Below are 18,942 nucleotides of genomic sequence, written 5' to 3' on the forward strand. Positions count from 1 at the left end.
CCAACGGGTAGCCACGGTATGAATAGCCAACCTGAAGCCCAGGCTTACTGCCAGCTGACCTCGCCTTTCGGCTCGTAGGCTGCCGCATCCAGAGGCGAGTTCTTCTCGATGTACTCTTTCAGCACTTCGGCATCGATAAAGCCGGTATTTACGTATCCCGGTTTTTTATCGATGTGCGGGTAGCCGTCGCCGCCGGTGGCGTTAAAGCTCAGCGTCGCCATACGGTAAGTTTTCGCCGGATCCACCGGTTCGCCTTTGATTTTCAGATCGTTAAGCTTGCCATCTTTGGCAACGAAACTGACGTTGGCGAACTGCGGATAAGCGCCGGAATCCGGCTTCATCTGCGCGACGGCGGTCAGGTACTCAATCACCTCTTTACCACTCATATCGACGTAAGTCAGCACGTTGCCGAACGGCTGCACTTTCATCACGTCTTTATAGGTAATATCACCCGCTTCGATGGAGTCGCGAATACCGCCGCCGCTCATCACCGCGAAATCAGCATTGCTGCGCGCCATCTGCGCCGCCAGCAGCAGGCGCCCCATATTGGTTTGTACGAAGCGGACTTTGCTGCGATCGCCTTCAAGATGGCCGTTGACGCTACCTATTTTCACCTGTAACTGCGCCTTGCCTTTATTCTGGAACGGCGTTAACAGCGAGAGCATCTGCGGGTTTTCGGCAATTTGCGGCGTATATAACACGCGCTCGCTCTGACCGTTATCCCAGGTGACTTTCTTCTTCAGGTTGACCGGGATCAGCTGATAGTGCACCAGCTTCATCTCACCGTTGCGGAATTCAAAATCGGCGCGGCCGACATATTTCCCCCACTCGTGCGCCTGCACGATCCAGATGCCATTCTGGCGATCCGGCGCGCACGGGGTACCGGGGACATAATCGACCTGCTTTTTATTCTCCGACGCCATGCAGACCGGATCCTGCGAATGGCCGCCGACGATCATCGCCAGCGATCCCGCTGGTAAACTCCGCGCCATTTCAACGTCTCCCGGCGCGTTAGAGCCGTGATTACCGTTGTCATAGTGGCCCATGTGGGTGGTCGCCAGAATCACGTCCGGCTTTTCATTTTGCTGCAGTTCCTGAATCACCAGCTTGGCTTCCGCCGCCGGATTACGGAATTCGATATCGGTGAAATATTCCGGGTTGCCGATTTTCGCCGTATCGTCGGTCGTTAAGCCAATCACCGCAATGTTCAGCCCGCCGCGCTTAAACAGCGCCCAGGGTTTAAACAGGCGCTCGCCGGTGCTTTTCTGATAGATATTGGCCGACAGGAACGGGAACTTCGACCACTTCTCCTGCTGGCGCAGCACGCTGAGCGGGTTATCAAACTCATGGTTGCCCACCGCCATGGCATCGTAGCCAATCAGGTTCATGCCACGAAAATCAGGTTCTGCATCCTGTAAATCGGATTCCGGCACCCCGGTATTGATATCGCCGCCGGACAGCAGCAGGACGCTACCGCCTTCGGCCGCCACCTCTTTGCGGATACCGTCCACCAGCGTCTTCTGCGCCGCAAGGCCATATTCGCCGTAGTCGTTGCGCCAGAAATGACCGTGGTGGTCGTTGGTGTGCAGGATGGTGATTTTATAGGTTTTGTCCTGCTCATAGGCCTGCGCTGACAGGCTTCCCAGCGATAAGGCGGTGAATAACGCCAGCGCCACGCCGCGTTTTAAATAATGCATGTTTCACTCCCTGACTTAATAACAAGTGCCGAAAGTATAGCGAGTCAGCCGCTTTGACAAATATGTTTTCAGAATTGCGACTTCCTTCAAACCTTAGGGACAGGTATGTTAGTCTGATAATAATTCTACCCGTCATACTTCAAGTTGCATGTGCGTTGGCAATAACTCGGCCCATCCCTGGGCCTCGCCCTTACGGGCGCAGTGAACTGCGTTCAAATTCGTTCCTGACGAATTTGTCCTCGCTCACCCCAGTCACTTACTAGAGTAAGCTCCTGGGGATTCTCTGTGTCGCCGCCTTCTTGCAACTCGAATTATTTAGGGTATCAACCTGCATTCTCTACAACAAATAGAACTCGCTGAAGTGAACCTATGACAACCAACCAATCCGCTCAATCCTTACCCGGTACCGGCGCGCCGCCGCAAAAAGCGCGCACCTCATTTGGCATCCTGGGGGCAATCAGCCTCTCCCATCTGCTAAACGATATGATCCAATCGCTCATCCTGGCGATTTATCCGCTACTGCAGGCGGAGTTCTCGTTAACCTTCGTGCAGATTGGCATGATCACCCTCACCTTCCAGCTGACGTCATCGCTATTCCAGCCGGTGATTGGTTACATCACCGATAAACGCTCGATGCCGTGGTCATTACCGGTAGGGATGTGTTTCACCCTCTGCGGCTTAATTCTGTTAGCGCTGGCCGGTAGCTTCGGCATGGTACTGCTGGCCGCTGCGCTTGTCGGCACCGGCTCTTCGGTCTTCCATCCGGAATCCTCGCGCGTGGCGCGGATGGCCTCCGGCGGCCGTCACGGTCTGGCGCAATCGCTATTCCAGGTTGGCGGCAACTTCGGCAGCTCGCTGGGGCCGCTGCTGGCGGCGGTGATTATCGCCCCCTACGGCAAAGGCAACGTCGCCTGGTTCGTGCTGGCCGCGCTGCTGGCGATCGTCGTGCTGTCGCAAATCAGCCGCTGGTACGCCGCGCAACATCGGATGAATAAAGGCAAGCCGAAGCCGGTTATCGTTAATCCTCTGCCGCGTAACAAGGTTATCCTGGCCGTCTGCATCCTGTTAATGCTGATTTTCTCCAAATACTTCTACATGGCGAGTATTAGCAGCTATTACACCTTTTATCTGATGCACAAGTTCGGATTATCGGTGCAAAACGCCCAGCTTCACTTGTTCGCCTTCCTGTTCGCGGTGGCCGCAGGAACGGTGATTGGCGGGCCTGTTGGCGATAAAATTGGTCGTAAATATGTAATTTGGGGCTCAATCCTCGGCGTGGCGCCATTTACCCTCATTTTACCGTACGCATCGCTCGAATGGACCGGGATCCTGACCGTGATAATTGGTTTTATCCTCGCATCAGCCTTTTCCGCTATTCTGGTCTATGCCCAGGAGCTGTTGCCGGGGAGAATCGGTATGGTTTCCGGCCTGTTCTTCGGATTCGCGTTTGGCATGGGCGGCCTTGGCGCCGCGGTGTTGGGGTTGTTAGCCGACCATACCAGCATCGATCTGGTCTATAAAATCTGTGCTTTCCTGCCGCTTCTCGGCATTCTGACGATATTCCTGCCTAATAACCATCAAAAAGCCTGAGTATCTGGCGGCCAAAGTGAAAGTTTGGCCGCCGCAATCCCTTATCTCATCAGCATTACCTCACCATGACCTGCCGCCATTTTCCTGTCTGTGCTTTTTTCTGCCGTAATTCCAATTTTTCGCAAATTTCAATAATTATTCATAAACAAAACGAGCAAAAGTGTCATAAACTATTAATCGGTTTTTTGCTTTAAGTAGCGAAAATGGATCGGCTCACCACACGCAAGGAGACGGAATGCATCACGCAACACCGCTAATCACCACCATTGTCGGCGGCCTTGTGCTCGCCTTTATCCTCGGCATGATTGCCAATAAGCTACGTATTTCACCACTGGTAGGATATTTATTAGCGGGCGTGCTGGCCGGTCCATTTACTCCTGGTTTTGTTGCTGATACTAAACTTGCGCCTGAACTGGCCGAACTCGGCGTCATCTTGCTGATGTTTGGCGTCGGGCTGCACTTTTCGCTGAAAGATCTCATGGCGGTAAAGTCGATAGCCATTCCCGGCGCCATCGCCCAGATAGCCGTGGCGACGCTGCTCGGGATGGCGCTCTCTTCCCTGCTCGGCTGGTCGCTGATGACCGGCATCGTCTTTGGCCTGTGTCTTTCCACCGCCAGTACCGTGGTGCTGCTGCGCGCGCTGGAGGAACGGCAGCTTATTGATAGCCAGCGTGGGCAAATCGCCATCGGCTGGCTGATCGTTGAAGATTTAGTGATGGTACTGACGCTGGTGCTGCTGCCCGCTATCGCTGGGATGGTCGAAAAAGGCGATGTCGGGCTGGCGTCGTTGGCGCTCGACATGGGCATTACCATCGGTAAAGTGGTCGCCTTTATCGCCATTATGATGCTGGTGGGACGCCGTCTGGTGCCGTGGATCATGTCGCGCAGCGCGGCAACCGGCTCCCGCGAACTGTTTACCCTGTCGGTGCTGGCGCTGGCGCTCGGCATCGCCTTCGGCGCCGTTGAGCTGTTCGACGTCTCCTTCGCCCTCGGCGCATTCTTCGCCGGGATGGTGCTTAACGAATCCGAACTCAGCCACCGCGCCGCTCACGATACGCTGCCGCTACGCGACGCTTTCGCGGTGCTATTCTTCGTCTCCGTCGGGATGCTGTTTGACCCGATGATTCTGGTCGAACAGCCGCTGGCGGTGCTGGCAACGCTGGCGATTATCATTTTTGGTAAATCCGCCGCCGCCTTCTTCCTGGTACGTATGTTCGGCCACTCGCCGCGTACCGCCCTGACCATCGCCGCCAGCCTGGCGCAAATCGGGGAATTCGCCTTTATCCTTGCCGGTCTCGGCATGGCGCTGGATCTGCTGCCGCAGGCCGGGCAGAACCTGGTGCTGGCCGGGGCGATAATTTCGATTATGCTCAACCCGGTGCTGTTTACCCTGCTGGAAAAATATCTCGATAAAACCGAAACCCTCGACGAACAGACGCTGGAAGAGGTGCTGGAAGACGAAAAACAGGTGCCTGTGGATATCTGCAACCATGCGCTGCTGGTCGGCTTTGGCCGCGTCGGCAGCCTGCTTGGCGAGAAACTGATGGCCCAGGGGATCCCGCTGGTAGTAATTGAAACCTCCCGCACCCGCGTGGATGAGCTACGCGAACGCGGCATCAGCGCCGTGTTGGGCAATGCCGCCAACGAAGAAATCATGAATCTGGCGCATCTCGACTGCGCCCGCTGGCTGCTGCTGACCATTCCTAACGGCTATGAAGCCGGTGAAATTGTCGCCTCGGCGCGGGAAAAATGCCCGAACATTGAGATTATCGCCCGCGCCCATTACGACGATGAGGTCGATTATATTACCGAACGCGGAGCCAATCAGGTGGTGATGGGGGAACGCGAAATCGCGCGGGCGATGTTACGTCTGCTGGAAACGCCGCCAGCTGGCGAGATTGTTACCGGTTGATACGACGCCCCGCTCGCGGGGCGTACTCTTATCGCGGGATTAACGGTCCCAGTAGGCCTCTTCCAGGCTATCTTCCCGCTCCGGCAGGCCGCGGGTTAAACGCGGTGAATGCTGATTCAGCACCTGATAGCTGACGCGGTTGGCGTATTTGCACACCTGCGCCAGCGATGAGTAGGTCAGCCATTTGCACTTATGTTTGCTGGAGTTCGGCACGTTATTACGATGGTAGTTATTGGCGGTGATATCATGCAACAACGCCGCCAGCGCGCCGTCCCCTGCGCCATTGGTGTTCATGATCTTCTCCGGGCCGCCCATATAAGGCGCGATGTGCGAATAGATACGCAGCGGATTAACGCAATCCTGATGGCGCATCGCACGGCTGAATTCATACTGGTTGAACTCGGCAATCGCCCCCGGCAGGAGCGGATGCTGCGTTTTACGCTTCGCTTCCTCTTCGGTGAAGCTCGCCATATACAGGCCCGCCGGACCTGCGGTGCACAGCACCAGGTCGACCCAGTCCAGCGCTTTATCCGCCGCGGTGAGCGGGTCGGCGATACCGGTCAGCGCTTCCGCTTCCTCTTCATTCATCGCCAGAATCGAAACGTGTTCCTTGAGGAACTGCTGCCACCATTGCGGGTTGTCGGCAATCACGTATTTCGTGCCCAGCGTCAGCACCACCGGCACGTCATGCTTTTTGGCATACTCAATGGCTTTCATCGTCGCGTCCGGCATCGGCTCGCCCGGCTTACAGCGCACCAGGTAGGAGGTCAGCACCAGCGCGGAAGCGCCGGCGATCACCTCTTCCGGAATGCTTTCCGGACGCAGTTTGTTCATGTGGCCAGGACTGATGGCAAAGGTACGTTCGCCGCTATCGCTAATCAGCGTAAAACAGCGGCCAATAGCGCCATCGACGCCCTGCAGGTAGTTGAGATCGGTACGGCTGGAGGTATTGCACAGGTAGCGATAAGCGTAGCCGCCGATCTCAATATTGCTGCACATCACGCCGAGCAGCACCGAGCGGTCGTCAGCCAGTACCGAGTAGTTGTGCATGGTATTGCCAATGGTGCCACCGGCAAATTGATGGGTGATCAGGCCGTCGCGTACCAGTTCCTGATACAGCGCTTCGGCGACATCATCTTCAATCACCAGCGAATGACCGGCGCTCAGACCGTAGCGTACGATAAACGCCTCATCCACTTTCGCTTCGATATCCACCAACGTCTGGTCGATGCCAACCACCCAGGAGACGTTGGACTCATTTTCTGGCTGAATTTGTTGCAGCAGCGGATCGCGAGCGCTAACGGGGAAATAGTGTTTAGATTTGCGTTTACCGGGAAATTTCATAGTGGCGATTTAATGACAGGGAACAAGCGGGGAATAGTAGCATATTCCCCGCTACGCGCGCGATCAGCGATACGACGCGGTCAGGTTCACCATCATTTCAATATGCGCCTGATCGGCATTAAGCGCCGGAATATACTCATATTGCTTACCGCCAGCCTCAAGGAAAATTTCCCGGTTTTGCACCGCGATTTCTTCCAGCGTTTCCAGACAGTCAGCGGAGAAGCCCGGACAGATAACCTGAACGTGCTGTGTGCCCTTTTCGCCAAGCATTTTTAGCGTTTCGTCGGTGTATGGCGTCAACCAGGGTTCGCGGCCAAAGCGCGACTGGAAGGTCATCATCACCCGCTCCGGCGGCAGCCCGAGCACTGAGACCAGCTCGCGAGTGGTTACCCGGCAGCGCTGCGGGTAATCATCGCCCTCATGGGCGTAGCGTTGCGGAATACCGTGATAGGAGAGCAGCAGCACATCCGGTTCGCCGTGAACGGCGAACGAAGCGCGCACGCTGGCCGCCAGGGCGTGGATATAGTCAGCGTTATCGGCATAGTCGCGGATAAACGAAACGCCCGGAATAGCGCGCTTTTTCGCGAGGATCCGCGCCAGCTCATCCCATACCGCCGCCACGGTAGAACACGAATATTGCGGATACAGCGGCAATACCACGATATGGTCAACATCCTGGGCCAGTAGCTCATCGACAGCGCTTGCCAGCGACGGCGAGCCGTAGCTCATCCCCAGGGCCACCGGGACATCCGGTAATCTGGCCGCCAGCGCCTGCTGCTGCTGACGGCTATACACCATCAACGGCGAGCCTTCCGCCATCCATACGGACTGATAGAGCTTCGCCACGCGGGGAGCGCGAATCGGCAGTATGATGCCGCGCAGCAGCGGCCACCACAGCAGACGAGGCGTATCGACTACCCGTTTGTCGCTAAGAAATTGTCGCAGATAGCGCTTCACCGCGTCGGGCGTGGGCGCATCGGGAGTGCCTAAATTGGCTAGCAAAATACCTGTTTTCGTCTGATGCATTACCGCCTCTTAACCATTTGAATCGCTGACAATTGTAGCGTAAATGGCGTTAAACGGAACCAATCATAGCAAAAGGTAGAAATGAGAGGTGTTCTCATCCTGCCGCAGCAGGATGAGAAAGGGCTTAATTAGCCGAGGATTTTTTCCAGATCGGCGCGCACGTCAGCCACCGCTTTAGTGCCGTCGACTTTCGCGTACTGGGTGTTACCCGCCTGCGCTTCTTTCTGATAGTAGCCGATCAGCGGCGCAGTCATCTGATGGTATTCCACCAGACGCTTACGTACGGTTTCTTCCTGATCGTCTTTACGGGTGGTCAGCTCTTCGCCGGTCACGTCGTCTTTACCTTCCACCTTCGGCGGGTTGAATTTGATGTGATAGACGCGGCCGGAAGCGGCGTGTACGCGGCGGCCCACGATACGATCGACGATCAGTTCGTCCGGTACCGCGAACTCCAGAACGTAGTCAACGGCGATGCCGGCTTCTTTCATAGCGTCAGCCTGCGGGATAGTGCGCGGGAAGCCGTCCAGCAGGAAACCGTTACGGCAATCTTCCTGGGCGATACGCTCTTTCACCAGCGCGATGACCAGCTCATCGGTCACCAGTTTGCCGGCATCCATAATGTCTTTCGCTTGTTTACCGAGCTCGGAGCCGGATTTTACCGCGGCGCGCAGCATGTCGCCGGTGGAGATTTGCGGAATACCGTATTTCTCCATGATGAACTGAGCCTGAGTTCCTTTACCCGCGCCCGGAGCGCCAAGCAGAATAATACGCATTACGAAAATCCCCTCAAATGTCGTTTCAATTTTTCAAAAAACGCTAAACCATACCACCAGAACGGCCATGGCTCAAGGAAGGCGGTGCGGCTGAAACGGTTAATGGTGAGATATTTTACGGTTGGGGAAGATTAAGGCCCTCACCCCGGCCCTCTCCCGCAGGGAGAGGGAGAAAAGGCCCCCTGCGGCAAGCAGTCCCCTCTCCCTTTTAGGGAGAGGGAGAAAAGGCCCCCAGCTGCGAGCAGTCCCCTCTCCCTTTAGGGAGAGGGTTAGGGTGAGGGTAAAGCTTAGGACGCCAGCAGCTGGTTCATACGACGGATGAACTGGTTAGGATCCTCCAGCGTGCCGCGTTCCGCCAGCAGCGCCTGATCCAGCAGCAGCTCAACCCACTCGCCAAACTGCGCGTCGTCCTGGGTATCGGCGGCGCGTTTCACCAGTGGATGCGCCGGGTTCAGCTCGAAGATGTATTTCACTTCCGGCGCCGCCTGACCGGCAGCGGCGAACAGCTTCGCCATCTGGGTGCTCATTTCGTCGGCATCGGTGGTTACAATCGCCGGAGTGTCGGTCAGACGATGCGTTAGACGTACCTCTTTCACGCGCTCGCCCAGCAGGCCTTTCACGCGCTCAACGAACGGCTCCAGCGCTTTTTCAGCTTCTTTGGCGGATTCGTCAACTTCGTCCGCCAGTTTCTCCAGCGACTCGTCGGCTTTAGCGACCGACTGGAACGCTTTACCGTCGAACTCGGTCAGGTAGCTCATCATCCACTCGTCAATGCGATCGGACAGCAGCAGAACTTCGATACCTTTCTTACGCAGCAGCTCGAGATGCGGGCTGCTCTTCGCCGCCGCATAGCTGTCGGCGGTGATGTAGTAGATCTTCTCCTGCCCTTCTTTCATGCGCGAGACGTACTCTTCCAGCGACACGGTCTGCGCGGAAGAATCGGTATGAGTAGTGGCGAAGCGCAGCAGCTTAGCAATGGCTTGCTGGTTGGAGGCATCTTCCGCCGGGCCTTCTTTCAGCACCAGGCCGAACTGTTTCCAGAAGGTCTGATATTTTTCGGCGTCGTCTTTCGCCAGCTTTTCCAGCATCTGCAGCACGCGTTTGGTCAGCGCGGTACGCAGGTTGCGGGTGACGTTGCTATCCTGCAGGATTTCACGCGACACGTTCAGCGGCAGGTCGTTGGAGTCTATCAGGCCGCGCACGAAACGCAGGTAGTTCGGCATAAACTGCTCGGCGTCATCCATGATGAAGACGCGCTGCACGTACAGCTTCAGGCCGTGCTTATGATCGCGGTTCCACATATCCCATGGCGCCTGCGACGGAATATACAGCAGGCTGGTATACTCCTGCTTACCTTCGACGCGGTTGTGGCTCCAGGTCAGCGGATCGCTGAAATCATGGGCAATATGCTTATAGAACTCTTTGTATTCGTCGTCGCTGACCTCAGATTTGCTGCGGGTCCACAGCGCCTGCGCCTTGTTGATTTTCTCCCACGAAATAACGGTTTCGCCGTCCACTTCTTCGCGTTTTTCAATCTCAACCGGCAGCGCGATATGATCAGAATATTTGCTGATGATCGAGCGCACGCGCCAGTCGTTGAGGAAGTCGTCTTCGCCTTCACGCAGATGCAGCGTAATTTCAGTTCCACGATCGGCTTTGGTGATATCGGCAACGGTATATTCGCCTTCGCCAGCGGATTCCCAGAACACGCCGTTCTCCGGCTTGTCGCCCGCGGCGCGGGTGCGCACGGTGACTTTGTCGGCAACGATAAAGGCCGAATAGAAGCCGACGCCGAACTGGCCGATCAGCTGGCTGTCTTTCGCCTGCTCGGAGCCCATCGATTCGAGGAACGCCTTGGTGCCGGATTTGGCGATGGTGCCGAGATGGTCAATAACCTCATCGCGGTTCATACCAATACCGTTATCGGCGATGGTCAGCGTGCGGTTGTCTTTATCAAACGATACGCGTACGCGCAGCTCGCCGTCACCTTCATACAGATCCGGCTGGGACAGCGCGCGGAAACGCAGCTTATCCGCCGCATCCGAGGCGTTAGAAATGAGCTCGCGCAGGAAGATTTCTTTGTTGGAATAAAGAGAATGGATCATCAGGTGCAGAAGCTGTTTCACTTCTGACTGGAAACCACGGGTTTCTTGTCCTTTCATGTAAGTCGACCTCAACAATGCCATTTATTATTAATGGAAATAACGTGTTGGGGAGGAGATGGGGATAGAGGTGGGATTTTTCAAGCGGAGGCGGCGAACGCAGCCTCCATTTGTTCAGAAAATAATCTTGTGGCGGCCTGCGAGAGAGTGCGACAGCGTGGTGCCGTCGACCATTTCCAGCTCCCCGCCAACCGGTACGCCGTGGGCGATGCGGCTGGCGTCAACGCCATACTGCGCGCAGAGCTCAGCGATGTAGTTGGCCGTCGCCTCGCCTTCAACGGTTGGGTTGGTGGCGAGGATCAGCTCGCTTATCGACTCCGCTTCAAGACGCTGTTCGAGGCGATCGAGCCCGATGTCATCCGGCCCGATACCGTCAAGCGGCGACAGGTGGCCCATCAGCACGAAGTAGCGGCCGGAATACTGCCCGGTCTGCTCAATGGCGTAAATGTCCGCCGGACTCTCCACCACGCAGATCTGACCGTTTTCCCGACGACGCGGATTGCTGCAAATATTGCACACCTCCTGCTCGGTGAAGGTGCGGCAATCGGCGCAGTGGCCGATTTCCGACATCGCGCGCGTCAGCGCCTGCGCCAGACGCATACCGCCGCTGCGATCGCGCTGCAGTAGCGTAAACGCCATGCGCTGCGCCGACTTCGGGCCAACGCCCGGCAGACAGCGCAACGCTTCCATAAGCTGAGTTAACAGCGGGCTGGTTTGCATCAGAACGGCATCTTGAAGCCTGGCGGCAGCTGCATGCCGGCAGAAACGGAGGCCATTTTCTCTTTCTGGGTCTCTTCAATGCGGCGCGCGGCATCATTGAACGCGGCAGCCACCAGATCTTCCAGCATCTCTTTGTCGTCTTCCAGCAGGCTTGGGTCGATTTCCACGCGACGGCAGTTGTGCGCGCCGTTGATGGTCACTTTTACCAGACCCGCGCCGGACTCACCGGTCACTTCCAGCTGCGCGATCTCTTCCTGCATTTTCTGCATTTTGTCTTGCATCTGCTGGGCCTGTTTCATCAGGTTACCCAGGCCGCCTTTTCCACCAAACATAGGCTTCTCTCTCAGTAAGTCATCGTTAAGGTACCGATCGCCAGTCCGACTGGCGATCAAATGGGTCGGATACTCTCTTCATCCAGATCGGCATCGAAGAATCTCCGCAGGGTCTGGATGTTGTTATCCGCAATAATCGCCTCGCGCGCCTGCGCGAGCTTCTCTTCATAAATTGCCTGCCGCCACTCCAGCGGCGTGCGCATCGCCAAATTATCGTCTTCAACGATGGTCAATTCAACCGGCGCGCCGTACAACACGCCCAGCGCTTCAGCCAGTTTCTGCTGTGCGCCGGCGGAATTAAGATGCCGCTGACTGGGGCGCAGATGCAGGCAAATGCGATTGCCGTCCTGCTCCTTCCACGCGTTCAGCGCGACCTGCTCAACCAATTTCGGTACCGCCAGTTGGCTCACTTCCGCCGCCCAGCTATCGCGCTCGACCGCTTCAACCGCCAGTTTCGCCGCCAGTTCTGGCGTTTTTTCATGCTCCAGCGCCTTTTTCAGCGCTTTCGGCGTGGCGACCTCGACTAAGGTTTCTTCAACCGGCGCCGTCGATTTCCAGCGGTAGGCTTCTTTCTTCGCCGGGGCCTGCTCAAGCGCGGCCGCCGCCGGACGAGCCTGTACGCGCTCGGTAATCGAACTCAGTCGTTCCAGCGCAGCGTTATTCACCGGCCGCGCGCGGGATGCGGCTGCCGGTTCACTCTTTTTTGGGGTGGTCGCTCCCGGGGTTCGCTGCAGCCGACTGCGCGCCGCCAGCACCTGGCTGGTGCTTTGCGGCAGATTCTGCGGCGGCGCTGATGGCGACGATACGGGCGGTGCCGCTTGTTGTACCGGCGCAGAGGTTGGAACCTGAACGGGCTTCACTTCCGGCTCTGGCAGCGGCTGGCGAGGATGAAACGCCAGCGCGCGCAGCAGCGTCATCTCAACGCCCATACGCCGGTCCGGCGCATAAGGCAGCTCTTTACGGCCAATCAGCAGCGTCTGATAGTAAAGCTGAACGTCGGCCGGCGGCACGGTACGCGCCAGTTCGCGCATTCGTAGCTCGACGGCGGCCATATCCGCCCCCAGCGCCGATGGCGAGAGCTGGACCATCGCGATACGGTGCAGCAGACTTTGCATTTCCACCAGCAGCGCTTCCCACTCAACGCCGCGCGCGGCGGCGTCGCTGACGCCTGCCATCACGCGCTCGCCGTCGGCGGCTACCAGCGCTTCTATCAAGGATAGCGCCTGATCGTCGTCGAGGGTGCCGAGCATTTCGCTGACGGACTGTGCGCTTAAGCGGCCATCGCCGCTGGCGATCGCCTGATCGGTCAGGCTTAACGCATCGCGCAGGCTGCCATCCGCGGCGCGCGACAGCAGCTGCAGCGCGCGCGGCTCAAACGCGATCTGCTCTTCGCCAAGAATGTGTTCAAGCTGATGGCGGATCTGTTCGACATCCAGCGCCTTGAGGTGGAACTGCAGGCAGCGGGATAAAATCGTCACCGGCAGCTTTTGCGGATCGGTAGTCGCCAGCAGGAATTTGACGTGCGCGGGCGGCTCCTCCAGCGTTTTTAATAACGCGTTGAAGCTGTGGCGCGACAGCATGTGCACTTCATCGATCAGGTAGACCTTGAAGCGGCCGCGGGCCGGCGCATACTGAACGTTATCCAGCAGATCGCGGGTGTCTTCCACTTTGGTGCGCGAGGCGGCATCGATCTCGATCAGATCGACAAAGCGGCCTTGTTCTATTTCGCGACAGTTGTCGCAGACGCCGCACGGCGTCGCGGTAATACCGCTTTCGCAGTTTAACCCCTTCGCCAACAGCCGGGCGATGGAGGTTTTCCCTACTCCGCGGGTGCCGGAAAAGAGATATGCGTGATGGATGCGCCCTAACGATAAGCCGTTCGCCAGTGCGGTCAGCACATGTTCCTGGCCGACGACGTCAGCAAAGGTTTGTGGGCGCCATTTACGGGCTAAGACCTGATAACTCATGGGCTGGCTCTGAAACGCTGGAAGGTGAATTCACGAGGGGGTAATGCTATCACAGCCCCGCCGGATCGGCGAGGCTATGTGTCGGGATTTGCTTAGTGGCCCGGGAAAGGCACCAGGCTAAAGCAATTGATGCCCAGTTTTTCCAGGCGCTGTTCGCCGCCCAGATCGAAAAGATTGATAATAAAAGCGGCATCGTGAACTTCGCCGCCCAGGCGACGAATCAGCTTCACGGTGGCGTCAATGGTGCCGCCGGTCGCCAGCAGGTCGTCAACGACCAGCACTTTATCGTCTTCTTTAATGGCATCAACGTGGATTTCCAGCTGATCGGTGCCATATTCAAGCTCATAGCTTTCGGCGATGGTTTCGCGCGGCAACTTGCGCGGCTTACGAACCGGAACAAAACCAACGCCCAGCGCCAACGCAACCGGGGCGCCGAACAGAAAACCACGCGCTTCGGTCCCCACCACTTTGGTGATGCCCGCGTCTTTATAACGCTCGGTTAGCAGTTCAATGCTAAGCGCGTAGGCTTTAGGGTCTTCCAGCAAGCTGGTGACATCGCGGAAAAGGATGCCCGGTTTCGGATAATCCTGGACGCTTTGGATGCTGTTCTTCAGATATTCAAGCTGCTGTGCAGTTGCGGTCATAAGTTTATGCCTGATTGAAACGGTGTTACCCACGGGCGTGCAAAATGGGCCAAAGAAACATTTGTTTAACCTTTGACCAGGCTTACCCGCGCTCGAAAACGCCAGAATTTACTGGCTGTCGCCAACAATTGCAACAGGCATTATTGCGCATCAGTGCTTTTGTTGCTTTGCGTCAACCACCGGAATGCGCCACATAAATATCAGCAGGCAGGCGAGGATCGCCAGTAGCAGGATGCGCACCCACATAAGCTTAACCAGCCACAGAGAAATGGCAAAGGTCAGTAAAATCATGATAATGGCTCGCGGCTTGGCCCCCGGCGGCATCGCCCGGTACTGCTGCCAGTGGCGAAGATAGCCGCCAAACCACGAGCGATAAAGTAGCCAGTGGTGAAAGCGCGGCGACGAGCGGGCAAAACACCACGCGGCAAGTAGAATAAATGGCGTTGTTGGTAACAGCGGTAAGAAGACGCCCAGCGTCCCCAGCACTACCGCCAGCCAGCCAATGATGATTAAAATAATACGTGGCATAATGCGAATCGTTATCAAGCAGATGTCGCTACTGTAGCACAGTTGCTGAGTAGGGAATGGAGGAGTTATTTGAAAACAACCCGGCTTTTACAAACGCTGGAAAGTCAGCTGGCCGAGCTGGCGCTTCAGGTGGCGCCGTTCGCCAATCACGCCACGCTGAGCCCGCGTTTCGACCGCCAGCTGTTCCGTACCCGCGACACGCAGATGCAGGCTTACCTTGACGAAGCGCGGCATAATTTTACCGAGCTCCAGCATGCCGTCGAACATCAGCATCTGCCCCAGGTCGCCTGGCTTGCCGAACGGCTGGTAGCGCAGATTGCCGCCATTAGCCGCGAGACGGCGACCTGGTCGTTACGCCACTGGGATAGCGCCTCGCCGACGCTAAACCGCTGGCAACGCCGCCGCCTGCAGCACCAGGAGTATGAGCGCCGCCTGCTGGCGATGCGCAACGATCGTCAACGTCAGCTGGCGTCGGCAACAACCCTTGCCGACCAGCAGCGGCTGACCAAAGAGGTCGAGGCCTATGCCGGGCGCCTGGCCCGCTGTCGCGATGCGCTGGAAAATATTGAAAACGTACTGGCGCGTTTAACGCGCTAACAGGAGAGGATTATGTCGCTGGAAAATGCACCAGACGAAGTCAAACTGGCCGTCGATTTAATCATGTTGCTGGAGGAAAACCGGGTCAGCGCAAAAACGGTGCTGGGAGCGTTGGATATTATTAAGCGCGACTATGAAAACAAACTGAAAAACGCCCAACCTGACGCGCCTTTGTCAGAAGAATAAAACGATTCGGGGCGGCATATGCCGCCCCGATTAGCGATTATGCGACGTCTGGCGCCGTATCATCCCCTTTATTATCGCGCTTCACTTCCGTCACTTCATCTCCCTTCTCGTTACGCAGATGAACTTCCAGCTGGTTGAAGGCAATATCGATATTGTTTTCACGGCACAGGCGATCGATCGAACGGTTCAATTCGTCCACCGCGTAGCTGCGATCGCGCAGTTCACGCACGTAGAGGCGCAGTTCATGATCCAGCGTGCTGGCGCCGAAGGTGGTAAAGAAGACCGACGGCGCCGGTTCCTGCATCACTTTCGGATGTTCATGCGCCGCCTGCAGCAGCACCTCTTTCACTTTATCGAGATCGGATCCGTAGGCCACACCCAGGCGGATCACCACGCGGGTGATGGTATCGGAGAGCGACCAGTTGATCAGCCGTTCGGTCACGAAGGCCTTGTTCGGAATGATCACCTCTTTGCGATCGAAGTCGGTGATGGTCGTCGCGCGAATGCGGATCTTACTGACGGTGCCGGAGAAGGTGCCGATAGTCACCGTATCGCCGATACGCACCGGGCGTTCGAAGAGAATGATCAGACCGGAAACGAAGTTACCGAAGATCTCCTGTAAGCCGAAACCTAAACCAACCGACAGCGCTGCGGCCAGCCACTGCAGTTTATCCCACGATACGCCTAACGAGCCGAATACCGTCATCGCGCCGATGGCGATAATCGCGTAGTTAAGGATCGTCGTTATGGCATAGGAGGCGCCCTGGCGCATATTAAGACGCGACAGCACCAGCACTTCCAGCAGGCCCGGCAAGTTGCGAATCAGCGCCCAGGCGACCATCGAGGCGACAATCGCAAACAACAGGCTGCCCATGGTTACGCTTTTCACCACGCTGGCTCCGGCCTCGGTACCGTTGTAGTGCCAGAGCGTAATGCTGTCGAGATAGGCGAACACGGTAATCAGATCGGACCAAATCGCCCAGAACATCACCGCGAACAGCGCCACCATCACCAGCATGGTGATACGTAGCGTTTGCTGGTTAACCTGTTCGAGCGCGATCGTCGGCTCTTCCTGCGGTTCGGCGCCCTCCGCCCCTTCTTTCACCAGATGCTGGCGACGCGCCAGCGCCCGACGCCAGGCAATACGCCGCGCCGCCACGCTCAGGCCGCGCAGCACGGTCTGGTACAGCAGGTTCCACATCATCACCAGATAGACGGTCTCAATCCAGCGGCCAGCCAGACGCAGCGTGGTATAGAAGTAACCGGTCGCCGTGAGGACCATCAGCGCGACGGGCACAATCGACAGCACGGTCACCGTTAGCAGGCGCAGGCTATGCGACTCTTTGTCACGCCAGCTTTCGCGGCACATCGGCCACACCAGCACCGCAATCAGCAGCAGGTTGACGAAAATAACGAACTGCCCCAGTACGTCGTCCATCAAATTAAGCGGAGAGAGCTCAGAGACGACCGACCAGAAATTCAGCGGCAGCAGCGCCAGGCTGACGCGGACGATCTGCCGCCGCCAGTGGCTGGTCAGCTGCGCGGGCATATTGAAATGCTTCACCGCCACGCCATCTTTTTCCAGTACCTTCCAGCACAGGCCGAACACCAGCCAGAACATTGCCAGTTTCTTACTGTAAGCCCACAGCAGGTTGCTGACATTCAGCTGCATGGTCAGCAGGATAAGCCCGACGGCGAGGATGAGCAGCACCACCGGCAGCGCTCTGATCAAATCAATCAGGATCGCTTTTGGCGTGTTGAGCTGGGTATCGTTGCGTAACTGACCTACCTGAGAGGCCAGCTTCGCCTGGTAATCGCGCAGCCACTGCAGGCGCCAGCGGATCAGACCGGCAATCAGTAGCAGCGGCAGCCCGGCAAGGAATGCGATAAACACCGCCGGCCAGGCTTTTTCCCAGTTGACGGTGATTTTCATCGATTTGAACTGGCCTTTCAGCGCTTCCGGGAAGGATTTAATCCACTCCCAATCCATCGGCTTATTGCTGTTCACCCAGAAAATCTGCTGGGTCAGGATCGATTTCAGATTGCTGGAGACGCTCATCAACTGCTGCTGGTTAATCTGCAGGTTGATGGCCATCATCAACTGGTTCCCCAGCTGTTTGTTAAACTGGTCGAGTAATTCACGGCGCATGTCCACCACTTCCAACAGGGCGTCGTGAACTTCCGGCGTGACTTCGCTGCTATGGCCTTCTTCCAGCTTTGCCACAAAGGCATCGCTCTGGAATAACGCATCGCGCTGCTGGTTAACCTCAAACTGCTCCAGGCGCAGATCGGCAATGCGGTTGGTCATATCCTGCAGCTCGTCTGCTGATGGCAACGTTTGCTGCTGCTGATAGAGGATACGCGACAGCAGCAGGCTGCCTTTCAATACGGAAATCTGCTCTTTGATATCGCGTTCGGACTGCAGCGCGCGGTCGAGCCAGTTTTTCACTCTGATATTACGCTGCACCAGCTGGTTGCCGTTTTCCGTCGCCTGAATCAGCTTTTCGCTGAGCTGGTGGTTAACTTCAAGCTCCTGCTTGACCAGCGGGTTATTTTGGATCCGAGAGGTCTCCTCCGGCGAGACCGCTTCCTGAGCGGTTTTCTCGGTGAGCGTCAGTCGCTTGCTGTTCACCGCTTCCTGCAACAGTTGCAGCTGATGTTCCAGCCGGTTGCTATGGGCGGTGACGTAGTCGCGCTGTTTCTGCAGCGTATCCTGCAGGACGGTATTGCCTTCCAGGCTCTTACGCTGCTGTTCGATTTCCGCGTTCAGCAACGCCTGCTGCGCCAGCAACAGCCCCTGCTGCGTCGGGCGCAGCGTCTCTTCGCCCGGCGCGGTGCCGTTGAGACGGTTACGAATTTGCTGTAATTGCTGAGAGGCGGAATACATCGCGTTCTGCACGCGTTCCGGCTGCGTCTGCAGCGAGACCAACTGGCTGTTGTAGGTCGCCAGATCGTTCTGCGCGCTTTGCAGGTCGTCGAGCGCCTGCGACACGCGCGACTCTAGCTGTCGCAGCGACAATGTGCTCAGGGTTTTACGGGTGACTTCATCATCAGGAACGTCGCTCAGCGCATTCAGGCTGTCTACCGCCTGACGCATTTTCGCCGGCGCCTGTTCAACCTGCTGACGCAGTTGCACAGTTTCAGACTTTATACGTTCAATCTTATCGAGCGTTTCTAAAGTCTGGGTCAGGTCCTGCTGAACTAATTTTTCCTGCGGCGTGAGTTCTTTTTGCTTATTTAACGTAGTGAGCTGGCTTTGAATGTCAGAACGGTCAGGTAAATCTGCAGCCTGAACCTGGCTGAAGCTCAGAGTGCCAACTATAAGGACCAGTGCAAAGACAATGGTGGAAATAGCATGAGGCCAACGATTTGTATGCTGCATAGTATTAACATGAATGGTTGCAAATGCCGGAGAATACCGGGGGTCGTCGCAGCGCGCAGAATAGCACTTCTCCCCGCGCGCG

Annotated in this window: 15 protein-coding genes and 1 other annotated feature; of the genes, 4 read left to right on the forward strand and 11 right to left on the reverse strand. The window is 56.9% G+C overall.

Going from position 1 to position 18,942, the window contains the following annotated elements:
• Positions 1-44: 44 nt before the first annotated feature.
• Complete coding sequence (gene ushA / locus PGR23_RS10860) at positions 45-1,697, reverse strand: bifunctional UDP-sugar hydrolase/5'-nucleotidase UshA (protein ID WP_396279865.1); 1,653 nt, start codon at positions 1,695-1,697, stop codon at positions 45-47.
• Between the two features lie 369 nt (positions 1,698-2,066).
• On the opposite strand from ushA, the gene PGR23_RS10865 reads away from it, so the two are divergent.
• Together PGR23_RS10865 and ybaL are read left to right on the forward strand one after the other, a co-directional pair.
• A complete protein-coding gene (locus PGR23_RS10865; protein ID WP_045393513.1) occupies positions 2,067-3,287 on the forward strand; it encodes an MFS transporter in 1,221 nt (406 codons plus the stop codon).
• A gap of 235 nt (positions 3,288-3,522) precedes the next feature.
• Positions 3,523-5,199: a YbaL family putative K(+) efflux transporter gene (gene ybaL / locus PGR23_RS10870; RefSeq protein WP_015367901.1), complete on the forward strand. Its 1,677-nt coding sequence runs from the start codon at positions 3,523-3,525 to the stop codon at positions 5,197-5,199.
• Between the two features lie 39 nt (positions 5,200-5,238).
• Here ybaL and PGR23_RS10875 read toward each other — a convergent pair whose 3' ends face one another.
• From PGR23_RS10875 to PGR23_RS10915, 9 genes are all read right to left on the reverse strand, one after another.
• Positions 5,239-6,543 (reverse strand): inosine/guanosine kinase, encoded by a 1,305-nt coding sequence (locus PGR23_RS10875; protein ID WP_015367902.1) that lies wholly within the window; start codon positions 6,541-6,543, stop codon positions 5,239-5,241.
• 63 nt (positions 6,544-6,606) lie between these two features.
• Positions 6,607-7,569: a ferrochelatase gene (hemH, locus tag PGR23_RS10880; protein ID WP_045393516.1), complete on the reverse strand. Its 963-nt coding sequence runs from the start codon at positions 7,567-7,569 to the stop codon at positions 6,607-6,609.
• A gap of 128 nt (positions 7,570-7,697) precedes the next feature.
• Positions 7,698-8,342 carry an adenylate kinase gene (adk, locus tag PGR23_RS10885; protein ID WP_015367904.1) on the reverse strand — a complete coding sequence of 215 codons (645 nt, stop codon included), beginning with the start codon at positions 8,340-8,342 and terminating at the stop codon, positions 7,698-7,700.
• A gap of 287 nt (positions 8,343-8,629) precedes the next feature.
• Entirely contained in the window at positions 8,630-10,504 is a 1,875-nt protein-coding gene (gene htpG / locus PGR23_RS10890; RefSeq protein ID WP_396279866.1) for a molecular chaperone HtpG, read from the reverse strand.
• Positions 10,505-10,618: 114 nt separating this feature from the next.
• Positions 10,619-11,224, reverse strand: a complete 606-nt coding sequence (gene recR / locus PGR23_RS10895; RefSeq protein WP_396279867.1) for a recombination mediator RecR — start codon at positions 11,222-11,224, stop codon at positions 10,619-10,621.
• Positions 11,224-11,556, reverse strand: coding sequence for a YbaB/EbfC family nucleoid-associated protein (locus tag PGR23_RS10900; protein WP_008805448.1), 333 nt, complete (start codon positions 11,554-11,556; stop codon positions 11,224-11,226). The genes recR and PGR23_RS10900 overlap by 1 nt, the downstream gene beginning before the upstream one ends.
• Before the next feature lie 56 nt (positions 11,557-11,612).
• On the reverse strand, positions 11,613-13,523 hold the full coding sequence (dnaX, locus tag PGR23_RS10905) for a DNA polymerase III subunit gamma/tau (RefSeq protein WP_045393520.1): 1,911 nt from the start codon (positions 13,521-13,523) through the stop codon (positions 11,613-11,615).
• Positions 12,216-12,280 (reverse strand) — a sequence feature (DnaX frameshifting element). Its footprint overlaps the gene before it by 65 nt.
• Before the next feature lie 92 nt (positions 13,524-13,615).
• Positions 13,616-14,167, reverse strand: coding sequence for an adenine phosphoribosyltransferase (gene apt / locus PGR23_RS10910; protein ID WP_396279868.1), 552 nt, complete (start codon positions 14,165-14,167; stop codon positions 13,616-13,618).
• A gap of 150 nt (positions 14,168-14,317) precedes the next feature.
• Positions 14,318-14,695 (reverse strand): DUF454 family protein, encoded by a 378-nt coding sequence (locus PGR23_RS10915; protein ID WP_015704615.1) that lies wholly within the window; start codon positions 14,693-14,695, stop codon positions 14,318-14,320.
• Between the two features lie 69 nt (positions 14,696-14,764).
• Here PGR23_RS10915 and priC point away from each other — a divergent pair, with 69 nt between their 5' ends.
• Both priC and rsmS read left to right on the forward strand, forming a co-directional pair.
• Positions 14,765-15,292 carry a primosomal replication protein N'' gene (priC, locus tag PGR23_RS10920; RefSeq protein ID WP_213797363.1) on the forward strand — a complete coding sequence of 176 codons (528 nt, stop codon included), beginning with the start codon at positions 14,765-14,767 and terminating at the stop codon, positions 15,290-15,292.
• A 12-nt stretch (positions 15,293-15,304) separates the two neighbouring features.
• Positions 15,305-15,478, forward strand: coding sequence for a pleiotropic regulatory protein RsmS (gene rsmS / locus PGR23_RS10925; RefSeq protein WP_015704613.1), 174 nt, complete (start codon positions 15,305-15,307; stop codon positions 15,476-15,478).
• 37 nt (positions 15,479-15,515) lie between these two features.
• Here rsmS and mscK read toward each other — a convergent pair whose 3' ends face one another.
• Positions 15,516-18,860, reverse strand: coding sequence for a mechanosensitive channel MscK (gene mscK, locus PGR23_RS10930; RefSeq protein ID WP_045393525.1), 3,345 nt, complete (start codon positions 18,858-18,860; stop codon positions 15,516-15,518).
• Between the last annotated feature and the right edge of the window lie 82 nt (positions 18,861-18,942).

It is taken from the genome of Klebsiella sp. 141162 (genome assembly GCF_050600755.1).
In the GTDB taxonomy this organism is placed as follows: domain Bacteria; phylum Pseudomonadota; class Gammaproteobacteria; order Enterobacterales; family Enterobacteriaceae; genus Klebsiella; species Klebsiella aerogenes.